This window comes from Leptotrichia sp. oral taxon 223, assembly GCF_013394795.1.
In the GTDB taxonomy this organism is placed as follows: Bacteria; Fusobacteriota; Fusobacteriia; order Fusobacteriales; family Leptotrichiaceae; genus Leptotrichia.
In genome coordinates this window covers 626,158-643,165 of sequence record NZ_JABXYU010000001.1, presented here as the reverse complement: position 1 = coordinate 643,165, position 17,008 = coordinate 626,158, and the positions used below count along the sequence as shown (strand labels likewise).

The following is a 17,008-nucleotide window of genomic DNA, read 5'->3' as shown; positions in this document are numbered from 1 at the left end:
TTTTTATATAAAGTAAGGAGAGAGGTTATGAAGAAAAATAGTATAAAACTGTTATTTACTCTTTGTGTGTTTTTTGTTTCGTTTAATATTTTTGCTAAAAGCACTTCATTTAAAGCTGATAGTATTTTATTTACAAAAAAAATTCCATTTGAGAAATTACCGGAAAATATAGAACAGGATATGAAAAATGGAAGTATGAATTATATCAAAAATCAGCAATGTCTTATATCAACTTATAGAACCTTTTATAAAGATTCTAGTCTTAGCCATATAAACATTTATGCGACTTGCATGGAAGTAGATCCGCAGAAGAAAATTAACTGGGATCATCCTCAAATATCTGCTAGTGCTGAAATTAAAACAATTCATATTTTAGGAAAGGAAAATTCAAAAGCTCTTTTAAATGATTTGAGAAAAGGAAAAAGCACATTTTTCGGAGAAAGATTGGCGTATTATAAATCTTCTAATAAAAATTACAAGCCAAATGAATATTTCTATTTAAAATAATTAAAAAATACCTAAAATTAAGTTTGTATTTATAAAAAAAATTAAAATTTAAGAGTAATTGTAATTTACAGGCTCAATTTTAAAATAGTATAAATATAAGTTTATTTTAGAATATTAAGATTATAAATTATGAGTTTTTATTTTTAATAATATTGACTCATAATTTTTTTGGTACACAGATTGTATAATATGTTGTGACAAACTAAAAAAATATTTTTAAAACTAATGGAAAAAAATCTTTAAAAATGATACAATAATTCACAAAGGTAAAATTTCTAAATATCGAAATTTAGTATTTAATTTTAGAATATTTTAATTAAGGAAAAAGAGGTTTTATTATGGAAAATTTTGAAAAAACGGGAAATAATGATAATCTGGATAAAAAAAATGAAATAAAAAAAGTAAGAATTATAAAAAGTGGATATGGAAATGAAGAGCTGTTAAAGGATTTTTATGATTATTTACAAAAGAAAGGGATTCAGGAAGTTTTTGGCGTGGAAAAGGCAGACTTGATAATTTCACTTGGCGGAGATGGAACAATGCTGATTTCCGCAAAAGAGGCAATTACAAGCAATATTCCAGTTCTTGCGATAAATATGGGTTCTCTTGGCTATCTTGCGGAAGTAAAGCCGCAGGATGCTGTTAAAATGCTGCAGAATTATGAAAATGGAAATTATAAGCTGGAAGAAAGGGCTTTTCTTGAAGTAAAGTACGAGGACAATATTTTTTATGCGTTAAATGAGCTTGTAATAACAAAAGGCGGACATGAGGCACATCTGATACAAGTTGAAGTGTACTCAAATGATGTTTTTGTGAATAAATACAGGGCTGATGGAATAATTGTGGCAACTCCCACAGGTTCGACAGCCTATTCGCTCTCGGCAGGAGGTTCAATTGTCTATCCTGGACTAAATGCTCTTTCAATAACGCCGCTGGCTCCACAAAGCTTGACAGCCCGTCCAATTATCGTAGACGGATGCGAAGTTCTTAGTTTTAAAGCAACTTCAAGAGATGATTCGGTTCATTTGAATATTGATGGGAATCAGTGGTTTCAGATACAGCCCAATGATTTAGTGTCTGCAAGATTATCAAAGAAAAAAATTAAAATAGTAAAACCAACAAATAGCGATTATTACAGTATTTTAAGACAAAAACTAAAATGGGGAGATTCTGTATTGTAATTATTTGTTAATTTTTAAAAATTTATAATATTATTTGTCTGAAATAATTAGGAAATAAAGTTAAAAAAAAATAAAATAGTGAAAGGAAAAAAATGCTAAGGGAATTAAGATTAAATAATCTAGCAATAATAAAAAATCTGGATTTGGAATTTAATGAGAAATTTATTGCGTTGACTGGAGAAACAGGGGCCGGGAAATCAATTATTTTGGATGGAATTTCACTATTAATTGGTGAAAGAAGTCATGCTGATATGATTAGAAATGGGGAAGACAGCCTTTTTGCAGAAGGTGTCTTTGAGCTGAATGAGAATCAGAAGAGAAGGCTGAATGAGCTTGGATTTGAAATTGAAGATGACGAGCTTATTATAACTAGATATTTTGACAGGAATGCAAAGTCGAAAATAACAGTGAACGGGGCAAGGCTGACTTTGTCCAGGTTAAAAGAGCTTATGGTAAATATTATTGATTTAGTCGGGCAGCATGAACATCAGTTCTTATTAAACGATGAGTATCATCTGCATCTTCTGGACAGATTTTTGGATGATGAAGGAAGGGAACTTTCTAAAAAAATACGTGAAAATGTAAATGAAATAAAAAAATTGAATTCAAAAATAAGAAATATTGAAAATGAAAAAGCAAAAATTGCTGAAAAGAAGGATATTTTGGAATTTCAGTTCAATGAAATTGAGAGTTTGGAATTAGAGGAAAATGAAGATGACGAACTGGAAGAAGAGTATAAAATATTATTTAATGCCGGAAAAATAAATGAAAAGCTGGATGAAACTTCGCAATTGTTAAAGGAAGGCGAGTTTTCGATTTTAACGGCACTTGGTAGAGCGAGAAGAAATCTGGAGCAGCTTTCAGACTTGTCTGAGTCGTATGGAGAGCTATATGATAAAATTGAGTCAGTTTTGTATGAAGTGGAAGATATTTCGTATTCTGTGGACAATCTGGCTGGAGATGTTGAGATGGATGATGACAGGCTGGAAAAAGTTGTAGAAAGAATCAATGCTATAAATAAGCTGAAATTGAAGTATGGTTCGACAATTACGGAGATTCTTGAATATCGGGATAAAATTGAAAAGGATTTATCACTTGTAGAATTTGAAAATGAGGAGCTGGAAGACTTAAAAGCACAGAAAAAAGAACTGGTAAGCCAGTATTTCATTGATAGCGAAAGACTTAGTGAGATTCGTATGGAAATTTCTGAAAGCCTTCAGAATACAATTGACATTCAGTTAAGCGACTTAAATATGGAAAATGCAAAATTTAAAGTGGAAATTACAAAGACGGAGGAAATTACAGCTCATGGGATAAATAATGCGGAATTTCTAATTACGACAAATGTTGGGGAAACGTTTAAGCCGCTTGCCAAAATAGCGTCTGGAGGAGAAATTTCACGTATAATGCTGGCTCTTAAAACGGTATTTTCTACGGTCGACAATATTTCTGTCCTGATTTTTGATGAAATTGATACTGGAATTTCCGGGGAAACAGTGAGAAGAGTTGCAGAAAAATTACGGGAGCTTTCAAGAAATACTCAGATTATTTGTGTAACGCATTCGCCACAGATTGCTGGAAAGGCACAACAGCAGTTTTTTATCAAAAAGGAAATTGAAAATAACTTTACAGAAACAAAGGTACGGGAATTAAATACAGAAGAAAGAGTAAGGGAAATTGCAAGAATCATTTCAGGAGATAACATTACGGAAGCGTCTGTTAATCACGCTAAGGAGATAATGGGGCTATGGGACAAAAAAGTATTGATATAGAAAATGTGGAAAATGGAAATTTAGATTTAATCAAAAGCATTTCTAATACTGAGGAAAAAAATAATGAAACTAATTCAGAAGAAAAAATAAAAGGGAAAAAGAAAAAAATATCACGTGAAAATAAAATGCAGATCAGGGAATTTCTTGATTTTCTGGAATTTGAAAAGGGGAGTTCCCAAAACACTGTTACTGGATATAATCGGGATTTGATACAGTTTTTTCTATTTGTTCAAAAAAATTTTTCTGAAATTGAAGAAAAGGATATTTTTAAATATATAGAAAAATTGAATGAAAAATTGAGAAGAAATTCGGTTTTGAGAAAAGTTTCGGCATTAAAGACATTTTATAAATTCTGCTATTTGAATAGGGATGTGGAAAAAGATCCGACGGGCATGGTAAAAACTTTGAAACGTGAGCAGAGGCTTCCTGAAATTTTAACATTAAAGGAAATGAAGCAAATCGTGGATAATTGTCCGCACACGCCTGAAGGGATGAGAAATAAGCTGATTATTAAAATTCTAATTGCAACTGGAGCAAGAATTTCAGAAATATTGAATCTCGAAATAAAAGACGTGGAAAATCAGGACTATGAATTTATAAAGGTACTTGGAAAAGGTTCAAAATACCGTATAATACCGATTTATGACAGTCTTGAAAATGAAATAAAAAATTATTTGACTATTTACAGGCCAAAATTGAAAAATGCGAGCGAAAGTTTTAAGATTTTTCCAAATACCCGACGGGAAAAGTTCTGGAAGGATTTAAAGACGATTGCGAAAAATGCAAAAATTGAAAAAAATGTTTATCCGCATATTTTTAGACATTCACTTGCGACAATTTTACTTGGAAATGGTGCAGACGTGCGTATCGTTCAAGAAATATTAGGACATGCCAACATTACAACAACTGAAATCTATACACATGTGGAAAAGTCCAAACTAAAAATGATTTATGATAACATAAAGTTAGGAGATGATTAGACAAAATGAAGGAAAATCGTGAATTAAGAAGACATAAGGATGAAAAGTTGCGAGTATTATTAATTACAATAGTAACGTATTTTGTATTTCTAATAATAAAAAAAATGGGAATAGTAACTCCATATCTAGGAATCGTTATGCTAATTTTACTTTATATGTACGCAAACTATAATTTGATAAATATGTTTTTCATAAGTAAAAGAACGACTTTTAAAATATATGCCTTTCTTTTGCTGGAAGTAATTTATTTATATACATTTAACATTTCTATTAGAGGTGCTATCTTATACGTTATTTTCTTTTCACTTCTGTTTTTTTCCATAAGAAAAGATGAAGGAAGGGAAGAAATACCGAAAATAACTAAATTTGTTCAAATATTTCTTATATTTAAAGTAGTTTTTGTATTGACTATGTTGATTTTTTAATTTTTTATATAAAAATTTCTTTAAAAATATACTAAAAAATAAGTGGAAATAGCATTTGTAAACTATTTTATTAAAAATATATAAAAGTTAGAAAAAATGGTTGAGAAATGTAAAAAAAAGTAGTATAATGACAAGATATAATGGATTTTAAAAAAGATTTTGAATATTTAGATGAATTGGAGAAGTAGAATGGGAATTAACGTTAATAGAAGTTATGGAACAGACGACGTTATGAAATGTATGGAGGAAGCGACAGACAGAGCTGTAAATGCGCAAGCTGAAAAAAGCTTATTTCTTGGAGAATATAAAGAACGGATTATAAAGGCTCTTACCTTTGATGAAATAAAGGAAAAAGGGATTTATTATGAAATAGAAGAGGCTTTGGAAAATAAAGATGTGGCAAAAATGGTAATTTCACGTCATGCAAACTTTGATGATATAAAAAAATATATTGAAATAGCTAAAAAGAAAAAGATACCATATAAAATGATAGATAATCTAGTCTGTTCAGGGCAAATAGCACTTGTAGTAGCAGCAAAAGATGCCATTGTACACGAAGCTGGAGATGAAATTGTGGCAACATCGAAGTTGGAGATGTGCCATCTGAAACATTTGCCAGATGTATATTATGAAGCGATGGAAAGTGCAATTTGTGATTTTCATATGGATATTATAAAAAAAGAAATGCCAGAATACGCAAAAAATTATAAAGAATTAACTTTTATGGATAAACTCTTTGGATCAAAATGTCCAATATGTCAAAAATTAGGAGGAAAAAAACGTGGTTGATGGATTTAGAATAAAAGGAAAGACGCCTTTAAACGGTGTAATTAAAGTAAGTGGAGCGAAAAATGCAGCACTTCCAATAATTATCGCAACACTTGTTGCCAAAGGGGAGTACACTTTAAGAAATGTGCCAAATTTACGTGATATAAGAGTAACAATGAGATTACTTGAAGATCTAGGAATGCAGACTGAAAAACTGGATGATAACACTTACAGAATAATAAACAATGGCTTTAAAAGAAATGAAGCGAGTTATGAAATTGTAAAGCAAATGAGAGCTTCATTTTTAGTAATGGGGCCTATGATTGCAAACTTGGATGAAACTGTTGTTTCGTTGCCTGGAGGATGCGCCATTGGTTCACGTCCAGTTGACTTGCATCTAAAAGGATTTGAAATGCTAGGTGCAGATATTACAAGAGTTCACGGATATATTCACGCAAAATCAGATAATTTAAGAGGTGCGGAAATTCCTTTAGGTTTCCCAAGCGTCGGGGCTACACAGAATATTATGATGGCAGCAGTAAAGACACCAGGAAAAACTGTTATTTCAAATGCAGCAAGAGAGCCTGAAATTGTTGACTTAGGAAATTTTCTAAACAAAATGGGGGCTAAAATTACAGGACTTGGTACACCTAATATTGAAATTGAAGGGGTTAAAGAGCTTCATGCAGTGGAATATTCAATTATGCCAGATAGAATTGAGGCAGGAACTTATGTAATAGCGTCATTAATTACAGAGGGAGATTTGAAAATACAGGATGCAAGGCTTGAAGATCTGGGAGTATTTAAATCAGAATTGGAAGCTATGGGAGTGAAATTTGAGCAAAACGGAGATATTTTAACTGTAATAGGGAAAGCAAAAGACTTGAAGCCGTCAAAAATAAAAACATTGCCACATCCTGGATTTCCAACAGATATGCAGCCTCAAATGATGCTGCTTCAAACCCTTGTAAATGGTGGAAGCTCAATGGAAGAAACTGTATTTGAAAATAGATTCATGCACGTGCCTGAATTTAACAGAATGGGAGCAGATATTACCATAAGACATGGAGTAGCCTTTATAAATGGAGGGCTTCCGTTAACAGGTGCAGAAGTGATGTCTTCAGACTTGAGAGCGGGAGCGGCACTGGTTTTAGCAGCACTTGCGGCAGATGGTGAAACAATTGTGAACAGAGTTTACCATATAGACAGAGGATACGACAAATTAGAATTAAAATTAAACACAGTTGGTGCTCAAATAGAAAGAATTAAGCTAGATGTTTAATCAAATATAATATTTTAAAATCATTAAAAGTCCTTAAAGTTATGAGGACTTTTTTTTTCTATTTTTTAAATAGAGTTTAGTATCAAACCAGAATTTTTATTATTTAAAATAAAATACATCATTTAGACTTGAAAAGTGAAAAAAGTGTCGTATAATTAAAGTAGAAATGTTTATTAAAAAAATATAAATTTGAAAAGAGGTAGAAAAAATGGCACAAAGAATTATTTTAAATGAAATTTCATATCATGGTTTTGGAGCAATAAACCATATTGGAGATGAAGTGAAGAAAAATAAATTTAAAAAAGCGTTTATATGTACAGATAAGGGGCTTTTAAAATTTGGTGGAGTGTCAAAAATTACAGATTTGCTGGATAAGGAAAATTTAGATTATGAAGTTTTTTCTGATATTCAGCCGAATCCGACTATTGAAAATGTAAAAGATGGTGTTGAAAAGTACAAATCTTCAGGTGCTGACTATATTATTGCGATTGGTGGAGGTTCACCAATGGATACTGCAAAGGCGATTGCTATTATTATAAATAATCCTGAATTTTCAGATGTACGAAGCCTTGAGGGTGTTGCTGATACTAAAAATAAATGTGTACCAATTATCGCTGTTGCGACAACAGCTGGAACTGCTGCAGAAGTTACAATTAACTATGTAATCACAGATGTTGAAAAAGACAGAAAATTTGTCTGTGTAGATCCCCATGATTTACCAATTATAGCAATTGTCGATCCAGCGATGATGATGAGCATGCCAAAAGAACTGACTGCTGCAACTGGACTGGATGCTTTAACTCATGCAATTGAAGGCTTTACGACAAAAGCGGCTTGGGAAATGACGGATATGTTCCATTTGAAAGCTATCGAACTAATTGCAAAATATTTGAGAAGCGCTGTGAATAATGAGCCTGAAGGACGTGAAAAAATGGCACTGGCTTCATATATAGCTGGAATGGGATTTTCAAATGTGGGACTTGGAATTGTACATTCGATGGCTCATCCATTGGGAGCATTTTATGGAACTCCGCATGGAATTGCAAATGCGATAATTCTTCCAACTGTAATGGAATACAATGCTGAATTTACTGGAGAAAAATTTAGAGATATTGCAAAAGCATTTGGTGTAAAACATACAAGAAAAATGTCGCCAGAAGAATATAGAAAAGCTGCGATTGATAAAGTAAGGGAACTGGCAAACGATGTTGGAATCCCAGACAACTTAAAAGGAATTATGGATATAAAGGATTTGGACTTTATTGCTGAATCTGCATTAAATGACGTTTGTACAGGTGGAAATCCACGAGATACAAATTTAGAAGATATAAAAGAATTGTATAAAAAATTATTATAATTTTTGAAATTATGTAAATGTCTTTAATGATTTAGTTTTAAATATTTTATCAAGTGATTTTACTAATTCTTATTTTTAGTTTTTTTACGCAGAGGTATCAGACGCCATACCTCTGCACTCCCGCTTCTCGAATTTCAATTTTACAGCAAAAGACAAAACTCGCTTTTAACAAAAGTTATTATCGTTTCGTAAAGTTATTACCAATTTAAATAAAATAGAAAAGCTCAGACAAGTTGTCTTTTACTGAAAAATTAAAATCTCGGAAATTGATAATAAACACTCTTTCTTCAACAACTTTTTTATTAGATAGATCATATAATAAAATATTCAAGGAACAATTAAAAAACACCTAATTTTTAAAATATAAAGAAAATAAAAACATATATTAAATTTTCTATTCATATAAATTCTCAACATATTCACTTTTTCTTCCATTTTCATCATAAACAAAAATTGGCATTTCAATAGAAAATCCTTTCTTTGCATCCTTTATTGCTTCCAAAAGACAAATTTTTGAATTTTCATTCCATTTTGTATAGCAGTTTCTCATTCGTTTTGGTTCTAAATTGTATTTTTGTAAAAGTGATAGAACTTCTGCTAGGCGTTTACTTCGGAATACGATTGAGAAACTTCCCATATTTTTTAATAAATAAGAAGAAATTTTTATTATTTCTTCAAATGTCAAATTGATATTATGCCTTGCATTTGCCAGCTGCTCCAAATCGTTTGTCTGGGAAATGTCGCCAGTAAATTCAAAATATGGGGGATTTGTAACGATGGTATCAAATTCGTTACGGTTAAAAATATTTTTATAATTTTTTATATCTTCATTTATTATTTTAACCTGATTTTCAAATTCATTAATTTTAATGTTTCTTATGGCAATTTCTGCCATTGTTTTTTGTAATTCAATGCCTGTAATTTGTGCTTTTGAGCGTTGTGCCAGAAGTAATGCGATAATTCCGCTGCCAGTGCCAATATCAAGAATTTTTTTAGTTTTTCGGTTAATTTTTACAAAATCAGAAATTAAAACAGAATCAAGCGTGAAATTTTGAAAATCGTTTCGCTGAATGATTTTCATATTTTTTATTGGAGTGATTGTTTCTTCTCCAGTTTTTTTCATAAAATGTAGCTCCTTTTTTTATACTAAATTTTTTTAAATGTTGCATTTTTAATATTCCAATTTATGATAAAAATAATTGCGGAAATTAATTCCGCAATTAAAATTTATAAATTTATAGATATTTTTTATAGTTCTCCAGCGTAGTTGTGATGAACTTTTTGGACATCATCGTCATTTTCCAGAGTGTCAATTAATTTTCTTAATTTCTGCAAGTCTTCTTCACCAAGAGTGTCAACTTCGATAGATGGCAAATATTGAATATCTGCTTCTAGCAATGTGTATCCTGCATCCCTTAAGGCATCCGCCACTGTATCAAAGTTCTCTGTTTCAGTTGTAATGTAAAAACTGTCTTCCAAAGTTTCCATATCTTCCATTCCAGCTTCAAGCGCTACTTCCATTAATGCTTCTTCATCAATGTCGTCAGTTTTTTCAATGATAATTTCACCTTTTCTTCCGAACATATATGAAACTGATCCAGAAACTCCGAGGTTTCCGCCATTTCTATCAAAAGCCATTTTTACAGATGAAGCAGTTCTGTTTTTGTTATCTGTAAGAGCTTCTACAATGATTGCAACTCCCGCAGGGCCGTAACCTTCGTAATTTAATGTTTCAAAGGCTGTTGAGCCGTCAGTTCCTGCTCCTTTCTTGATTGCTCTGTTAATGTTGTCATTAGGCATATTGATTGCCTTTGCTTTTTCGATTGCATGTTTTAGGGCAACGTTAAATTCAGGATTTTCTCCACCTCTTGCTGCAACTGTTATAAGTCTGACAAGTTTTGTGAATGATGCGGCTCTTTTTTTATCCTGTGCTTCCTTACGCCCAGCTATTGTACCATGTCTTCCCATTTTTTCCTCCTAAATTAATTATATGAAAAATTATATCATAAAAAAAAAGTCTAATCAATGGGGAAATTAAAGGAAATTTTGAGAAATATATTTAAAAAGCAATTTCTTGGCTTGAATTAAAGTCCATTTGCATATTGCTAATTTTTATTTATAAATTTTAATTGACTTTTTTAGAAAAAGTGCTATGATAAAGATAGAGATAAAAAGTTTGTAAATCAAATTATTTTGATTTGGGAGGAATTTACGATGAAAGAAAGATTGGAAAAAATGAGAAATGGAAAAGGATTTATTGCAGCATTGGATCAAAGTGGAGGAAGCACTCCGAAAGCATTGAAATTGTATGGAATTGACGAAAGTGAGTATTCAAATGATGCAGAGATGTTTGACTTGATTCATAAAATGAGAACTAGAATTATAAAAAGTCCAGCATTTAACGATACAAAAATTTTGGGTGCTATTTTATTTGAGCAAACTATGGATAGAAAAATTGATGGAAAATATACAGCAAATTTCTTGTGGGAAGAAAAGAAAGTTTTGCCATTCTTAAAAGTTGACAAAGGACTTGAAGAATTAGAAGATGGGGTTCAAATAATGAAACCAATGCCAGAATTGGATGAACTTTTGAAAAGAGCAAATGAAAGACACATTTTTGGGACAAAAATGCGTTCTGTTATAAAAAAGGCATCACAAACAGGAATTGAAAAAGTTGTAGATCAGCAGTTTGAAATTGCAAACAAAATTATTGCAGCAGGACTTGTTCCAATAATTGAACCAGAAGTGGATATTCACAATGTTGATAAAGCAGAATGTGAAACAATATTAAAAAATGAAATCAAAAAACATCTTGATAAATTGCCTGAAACCTCAAATGTTATGTTAAAAGTAACATTGCCAACAGTTGAAAACTTTTATGAAGATTTGACAAAACATCCAAGAGTAGTGAGAGTTGTCGCATTATCAGGAGGTTACCCAAGAGAAAAAGCAAACGAAATTCTTTCTAAAAATAAAGGAGTAATTGCAAGTTTCTCAAGAGCATTAACCGAAGGATTGTTCGCACAGCAAAGCGATGAAGAATTTAACAAAACTTTGAAAGCAGCTATTGAAGAAATTTATGCAGCTTCAATAAAATAATTTTTATAAAAATAAGGTAAATATGAGGGCTGGCTTGTTTTAAAAAAATGAGTCAGTTTTTTTATTTCAGAAAATTGTGTTGCTAAAATTTTGTAAAAATTATATAATAAAATTGGTTTATTTAAATTAAATTTATTCTTTGTAATCAGCAATTAAGTTGATTTCTAAATTTTTTTATATTTTTTTGTTAATAACAGTTTTTACTATTTTTACTTATGTTTTTTCTCTTTATATTTTCGCAGGATTGCTCATTGCCGCAAATCCTTATCTTGCAGTAAAGGTTTATCCTGATAATTAAAATTGTGGCAAGATTGCTACGCAATACCTATGGCTAGACTACGACTTTTATTTGCCCAACTCCGAAACGCCTCCTTTTAGTCGTCAAACAATCGTAGTTGAACAAATAAAAGCTCCGTCGGTTTATTAAAATTAAAAAAGTTTATTTTGTTATAATCTAAACCTTTTTAATAAAATTACCTGTTATGATTAAACTAAAAAATGCTTAGACAAGCTGGGATTAGTGCGTAGCACTTTCGCCAAAATCTTCAGATGTTATAATTTGAAGAAATTGAAATAACTAATATTGCGAAATAAAAGGGGATGGCGATTGATCCCCTTTACGTAAAATATAAATTAATAGAAAATTTTTATTAACTAAAATAATTAAAAAAAATCAAGAAAATAACTTAGTGAAAAGATTTGAGAATAGAAGTTGATTTAAAGTTATTTGATAAAAAATAGAAAAAGAAATAGGGGGCATAGATAGAAAAATGAGTACGAAGTATTTGAAGGTTAAGCCATCAGAAGATTTTTTTAGAAAATATGGAATTAAGAATTTTGAGATTGAGTATGTTAATCTGTTTTCTAGGAAAAGGGAGATGGAGATATTCATAAAGGTAAGCAGTCTGGTTGCACATAGTGAGATACAGGACTTGAGGCAGCTGCTTTATAAGAGTTTTGAGAATGGGCTGAAATTGAAGATTAAGATGGATGTTAATCCTGAGCTGATACAGAAGGATGTTGTTGGATTTGTAAAATTTGCGATTGAGAATTATAAGCATGAGAGCAAGAGGTATCAGTATATTTTTGCAAGTTATGAAGTGGAAAGTTTGGAAAATACGGTGTTTATAAAATTACCATCGCACCATTTGATAGAAGAGGCAAGACGAACTGAGGCAAAGGAAGAACTTACAAGAAAAATTTATGAATGTATGGATAATTCGATAAAAATTGAGTTTGTAAATGGGGATTTTGAGGAAGTGAAGGCTAAAATTAAGGCTCAAAATGAATTAAATTCGGTAAAAGCAAGTGAACTTCCAAAGTATGAAAATGTTAGTATGAGCAATGGTAATGGAAATAATTACGGAGGAAACGGAAATTTTAATAACGGAAATAACGGAAACGGTTATTCAAATGGCGGGAATGCTAATGGAGGCAACAATAAAGGTAATTATAAATGGAAAAAAATTCCTGATATAGATGCAATGCCATTTTCTACACTTGATATTTTGAACAATGGCGATGATGTGGCACTAGAAGGAAAAATTTTTAATGTGGATATGAGGGAAACTAAAAATGGGAAGTTAATGTGTGATTTTATGATTACAGATTATACAGACTCTGTTAGTTGTAGAATATTTTTTAACACGGATGAGGATATTAAGGTAAAACTTGGGGAGTGGATAAAAGTTACTGGAAGTTTTGAGGCGGATATGTATAGTGGGGAAAAATATGTCAGAACTCAAAGAGTGGAAGCTATAGAATCTAAAGATGTGAAAAAGGAAGACAATGCTCCGAAAAAAAGAATAGAACTTCATGCACATACGAATATGAGTGAAATGAGCGGAGTTATGTCAATCAAGGATTATGCGAAAAGGGCTAAAGAATTTGGGCATAGTGGGATTGCTGTAACAGATTACGGAGTAGTGCATTCATTTCCGTTTGCGTTTAAGGAGGCAAATGAGGATTTTAAGGTTATTTTTGGGATGGAGGCGTATGTAGTCGATGATGAGCAGGACTTGATTACAAATCCTAAGGACAAGATGATTGAAGATGAAATTTATGTTGTATTTGATATTGAAACGACAGGGTTTGATCCGTTTAATGACAAGATAATTGAAATTGGGGCTGTGAAAATGCGTGGAAGGGAAATTATTGGAGAATTTTCTGAATTTGTAAATCCTGAAATTCCAATTCCGCCAAAAATAACAGAGCTTACAACGATTACTGATGAAATGGTTGCAAATGCTGAAAAAATAGAAACTGTACTGCCAAGATTTCTAGAATTTTGTACTGATACAACGGTAGTTGCCCACAATGCGAAATTTGACGTGGGATTTATCAAGCAAAAAACTATAGAGCAAGGACTTGAGTATTCTCCGAGCGTGATTGATACATTGCCTTTGGCTAGAACATTGCTTCCAGATTTGAGAGGATATGGACTTGCTAATTTGGTAAAATATTTTGGAATTACGCTTGAAACACACCATAGGGCTGTTGATGATGCAAAGGCTACTGCGGAAGTTTTTCAGAAATTTTTAAATATGATTTTAAGTAAAGGGATTTTGAAATTGATTGAGATTAATACGGATTTACAGCCAAATATTCAAAATTCTGAAACATTGAACACGATGATTTTGGTAAAAAATCAGGCTGGGCTTCGTGACCTATACGAGCTTGTATCACGTTCCAACATAGAATTTTTTGGAATGAGAAGACCTAGAATACCAAAAACTTTGTTAAACAGCATGAGGAAAAATCTACTAATTGCAAGTTCTGCTTCGGCTTCTGAAAGAAATAAGGGAGAACTTGTAAATCTTTATTTACGTGGGGCGGAAAAAGATGACATTGAGGAAAAAGCGAGATTTTATGATTATATCGAGATTCATCCACATACAAACTATGCTGACATGGTGGAAAGAACGAGCAAGGAAATTGAAAGTTACGATATAATAAAGGAAATGAACAAGTATTTTTACGAACTTGGAAAAAGTCAGAATAAAATTGTAGTTGCCACAGGGGATGCACATTATCTTGAAGAGCGTGAAGCGATTAACAGGAATGTTCTTCTTTTGGGAAGTGGAATGATGTGGAAAACTGAAACTTCGGAAGGAGTGAGAGGATATGAGTTTTTTGATAGAAAATTGTATTTTAAAACTACCGAAGAAATGTTGGAGGCGTTTGATTATCTGGGAGAAGAAGTGGCTCAGGAAGTCGTTGTCGAAAATACCCATAAAATTAGCGATATAATAGAACAGGTGCGTCCAATTCCAACTGGATTCTATCCGCCAAAAATTGATGGGGCAGAAGATGAAGTAAGGGAAATGACTTATAAGAAACTTGAGGAACTTTATGGGGAAAATATTGATGAAAGCCTGAAGGAAAGAGTGGAAAAGGAGCTTAATTCGATTATTCAAAATGGATTTGCGGTGCTTTATCTGATTGCACAGAAACTTGTGCATAAATCGGTGGACGCAGGTTATCTTGTAGGTTCACGTGGTTCGGTAGGATCTTCAATAGTTGCCTATCTTATGGGAATTACCGAAGTAAATGGACTTTATCCACATTACAGATGTCCAAAATGTAAGCATACGGAATTTATGAATGAGGAAGGAAGTGGAGTTGACTATCCTGACAAAACTTGTCCAGAATGTGGTACAAAATATATAAAAGATGGACATGCAATCCCGTTTGAAGTGTTTATGGGATTTAATGGAGATAAGGTACCAGATATTGATTTGAACTTTTCTGGGGAATATCAAGGGGAAATTCATAAATATACGGAAGAGCTGTTTGGAAGTGACAATGTCTTTCGTGCTGGAACGATTTCTACGCTTGCTGAAAAGAATGCTTTTGGGTATGTGAAAAAGTATCTTGAAGAAGTGGAAGGAACGCCTGAAATAAAGGAAAGAAAAGCAGAAGTTATGAGAATCGCAAAAGGCTGTGAAGGGGCTAGAAAAACTACTGGACAGCATCCTGGTGGAATGATAGTCGTTCCAAAGGACAAGTCAATTTACGATTTTTGCCCAATCCAGCGTCCAGCAAACGATATGAAATCAGCTTCCAAGACAACCCATTTTGATTATCACGTAATGGACGAACAGCTTGTAAAACTGGATATACTGGGACACGACGATCCGACAACGCTTAGAATTTTACAGGATTTGACAGGTGTTGATATTTATACGATTCCGCTTGATGATAAGGAAGTAATGAGTTTATTCAGCGGTACAGAAGTACTTGGTGTAACTCCCGATGAAATCGGCTCGCCGACAGGTACATCAGGAATACCCGAATTTGGTACATCTTTCGTAAAACAGATGTTAGTTGACACACGTCCAAAAACTTTTGCGGAATTAGTCAGAATTTCTGGACTTTCACACGGAACGGACGTTTGGCTGAATAATGCACAGGATTATGTAAGAAGTGGAATTGCAACCTTGAGTCAGATTATCACAGTGCGGGATGACATTATGAATAAGCTGATTGACGATGGACTAGATAAATCATTAGCCTTTTCCATAATGGAATTTGTAAGAAAAGGACAGCCTACCAAAAATCGTGAAAAGTGGCAGGAATATTCTAAAACGATGAAAGAACACGGTGTAGAGCAGTGGTACATTGATTCATGCGAAAAAATAAAATATATGTTCCCAAAAGGGCATGCGGTGGCTTATGTAATGATGGCAGTAAGAATCGCTTATTTTAAAGTGCATTATCCAATAGAATTTTACACAGCTTTCCTAAATAGAAAAGTCGGAGATTTTAAAATGACAACAATGTTCAGACCAGTAGAAGAATTGAAACGTGCAAAAATGGAAATGGACAGAAAAGGAAACTTAAACGCTAAAGAAAAGCAAGAATTATTTCTATATGAAATTTTGATTGAAATGCATTACCGTAAAATCGAACTGGAACAAATTGACATTTATAAATCAGAAGCAAAACTTTTCACAATACAGGACGGCAAAATCAGAATGCCATTAATCGCAATGGATGGACTAGGAGAAGCTGTTGCTGAAAATATCGTTTCTGAACGAAAAGTTGACTTTTTATCAATCGAAGATTTAGTAAAACGTACAAAATTGAATAAAACGATTGTGGAACTGATGAAAGAATATGGATGTTTAAAGGATTTGTCAGCAACAAATCAGCAGACATTATTTTAGAAAATAATACAAAATCAATTTTGTTTTCAATATTGACAACATTTTAATCTATATTTTTTAAGCATAAAATATGTTATACTAAACCCCGTTTAAAAATAGGAATAAATTTTTATAATAGGGTTGTTTAATAGCTAATTCATAATCATTAAATTATTTTTTAGATATTTTGATTAATAAATATTTTTTCATATTATTATGTTTTTTCTTTTTATTTTCGTAGGATTGCTCATTGCCTCAAAACCTTATCTTGCAGTAAAGGTTTATCCTAATAATCAAAATTGTGGCAAGATTGCTACGCAATAACCTATGGCTAGTCTACGACATTTTTCTGCACTGACAAAAAACTCGCTATGCTCAGACAGTTTTGCCAGCACAGAAAAATGCTCCGACGGATTATTTATACTAAAATCTGTTTGAAAAATGAAAATTATATTTTAATTATTTTAAAATATAACTTTTTTGTTTTAAT

General features: G+C 32.1%; 12 protein-coding genes. 10 read left to right on the top strand and 2 right to left on the bottom strand.

Going from position 1 to position 17,008, the window contains the following annotated elements; genetic code table 11:
- Positions 1-27: 27 nt before the first annotated feature.
- The 8 genes from HW275_RS03060 (at position 28) to fucO (ending at position 8,272) form a co-directional block, all read left to right on the top strand.
- Complete coding sequence (locus HW275_RS03060) at positions 28-507, top strand: hypothetical protein (RefSeq protein WP_178935063.1); 480 nt, start codon at positions 28-30, stop codon at positions 505-507.
- Between the two features lie 338 nt (positions 508-845).
- Positions 846-1,688: an NAD(+)/NADH kinase gene (locus HW275_RS03055; RefSeq protein ID WP_178935061.1), complete on the top strand. Its 843-nt coding sequence runs from the start codon at positions 846-848 to the stop codon at positions 1,686-1,688.
- 92 nt (positions 1,689-1,780) lie between these two features.
- The gene (recN, locus tag HW275_RS03050) at positions 1,781-3,460 is read left to right on the top strand and encodes a DNA repair protein RecN (protein WP_178935059.1); all 1,680 of its coding nucleotides are present in this window, start codon (positions 1,781-1,783) and stop codon (positions 3,458-3,460) included.
- Positions 3,436-4,440, top strand: coding sequence for a tyrosine-type recombinase/integrase (locus HW275_RS03045; RefSeq protein ID WP_178935057.1), 1,005 nt, complete (start codon positions 3,436-3,438; stop codon positions 4,438-4,440). The genes recN and HW275_RS03045 overlap by 25 nt, the downstream gene beginning before the upstream one ends.
- A gap of 5 nt (positions 4,441-4,445) precedes the next feature.
- Positions 4,446-4,865 (top strand): phospholipid phosphatase, encoded by a 420-nt coding sequence (locus HW275_RS03040; protein ID WP_178935055.1) that lies wholly within the window; start codon positions 4,446-4,448, stop codon positions 4,863-4,865.
- Positions 4,866-5,054: 189 nt separating this feature from the next.
- Positions 5,055-5,654: a DUF1694 domain-containing protein gene (locus tag HW275_RS03035; RefSeq protein WP_178935053.1), complete on the top strand. Its 600-nt coding sequence runs from the start codon at positions 5,055-5,057 to the stop codon at positions 5,652-5,654.
- Positions 5,647-6,915 carry a UDP-N-acetylglucosamine 1-carboxyvinyltransferase gene (gene murA, locus HW275_RS03030; protein ID WP_178935051.1) on the top strand — a complete coding sequence of 423 codons (1,269 nt, stop codon included), beginning with the start codon at positions 5,647-5,649 and terminating at the stop codon, positions 6,913-6,915. The genes HW275_RS03035 and murA overlap by 8 nt, the downstream gene beginning before the upstream one ends.
- A 208-nt stretch (positions 6,916-7,123) precedes the next feature.
- Positions 7,124-8,272, top strand: a complete 1,149-nt coding sequence (gene fucO / locus HW275_RS03025) for a lactaldehyde reductase (RefSeq protein ID WP_178935049.1) — start codon at positions 7,124-7,126, stop codon at positions 8,270-8,272.
- A 394-nt stretch (positions 8,273-8,666) separates the two neighbouring features.
- Here the strand turns inward: fucO and HW275_RS03020 are convergent, their stop codons facing one another.
- Together HW275_RS03020 and HW275_RS03015 are read right to left on the bottom strand one after the other, a co-directional pair.
- Positions 8,667-9,395 carry a tRNA1(Val) (adenine(37)-N6)-methyltransferase gene (locus tag HW275_RS03020; RefSeq protein ID WP_178935047.1) on the bottom strand — a complete coding sequence of 243 codons (729 nt, stop codon included), beginning with the start codon at positions 9,393-9,395 and terminating at the stop codon, positions 8,667-8,669.
- Between the two features lie 125 nt (positions 9,396-9,520).
- A complete protein-coding gene (locus HW275_RS03015; RefSeq protein ID WP_178935045.1) occupies positions 9,521-10,240 on the bottom strand; it encodes a YebC/PmpR family DNA-binding transcriptional regulator in 720 nt (239 codons plus the stop codon).
- Between the two features lie 246 nt (positions 10,241-10,486).
- On the opposite strand from HW275_RS03015, the gene HW275_RS03010 reads away from it, so the two are divergent.
- A complete protein-coding gene (locus HW275_RS03010) occupies positions 10,487-11,371 on the top strand; it encodes a fructose bisphosphate aldolase (RefSeq protein WP_178935043.1) in 885 nt (294 codons plus the stop codon).
- Between the two features lie 770 nt (positions 11,372-12,141).
- Complete coding sequence (locus tag HW275_RS03005) at positions 12,142-16,539, top strand: PolC-type DNA polymerase III (RefSeq protein ID WP_178935041.1); 4,398 nt, start codon at positions 12,142-12,144, stop codon at positions 16,537-16,539.
- The last annotated feature ends 469 nt before the right edge of the window (positions 16,540-17,008 follow it).

Excerpts from the sequence above, each read along its gene's own strand:
- HW275_RS03060 (WP_178935063.1), top strand. The coding sequence starts at position 28 with ATGAAGAAAAATAGTATAAAACTGTTATTTACTCTTTGTGTGTTTTTT.
- HW275_RS03055 (WP_178935061.1), top strand. The coding sequence starts at position 846 with ATGGAAAATTTTGAAAAAACGGGAAATAATGATAATCTGGATAAAAAA.
- recN (WP_178935059.1), top strand. The coding sequence starts at position 1,781 with ATGCTAAGGGAATTAAGATTAAATAATCTAGCAATAATAAAAAATCTG.
- HW275_RS03045 (WP_178935057.1), top strand. The coding sequence starts at position 3,436 with ATGGGACAAAAAAGTATTGATATAGAAAATGTGGAAAATGGAAATTTA.
- HW275_RS03040 (WP_178935055.1), top strand. The coding sequence starts at position 4,446 with ATGAAGGAAAATCGTGAATTAAGAAGACATAAGGATGAAAAGTTGCGA.
- HW275_RS03035 (WP_178935053.1), top strand. The coding sequence starts at position 5,055 with ATGGGAATTAACGTTAATAGAAGTTATGGAACAGACGACGTTATGAAA.
- fucO (WP_178935049.1), top strand. The coding sequence starts at position 7,124 with ATGGCACAAAGAATTATTTTAAATGAAATTTCATATCATGGTTTTGGA.
- HW275_RS03020 (WP_178935047.1), bottom strand. The coding sequence starts at position 9,395 with ATGAAAAAAACTGGAGAAGAAACAATCACTCCAATAAAAAATATGAAA.
- HW275_RS03015 (WP_178935045.1), bottom strand. The coding sequence starts at position 10,240 with ATGGGAAGACATGGTACAATAGCTGGGCGTAAGGAAGCACAGGATAAA.
- HW275_RS03010 (WP_178935043.1), top strand. The coding sequence starts at position 10,487 with ATGAAAGAAAGATTGGAAAAAATGAGAAATGGAAAAGGATTTATTGCA.
- HW275_RS03005 (WP_178935041.1), top strand. The coding sequence starts at position 12,142 with ATGAGTACGAAGTATTTGAAGGTTAAGCCATCAGAAGATTTTTTTAGA.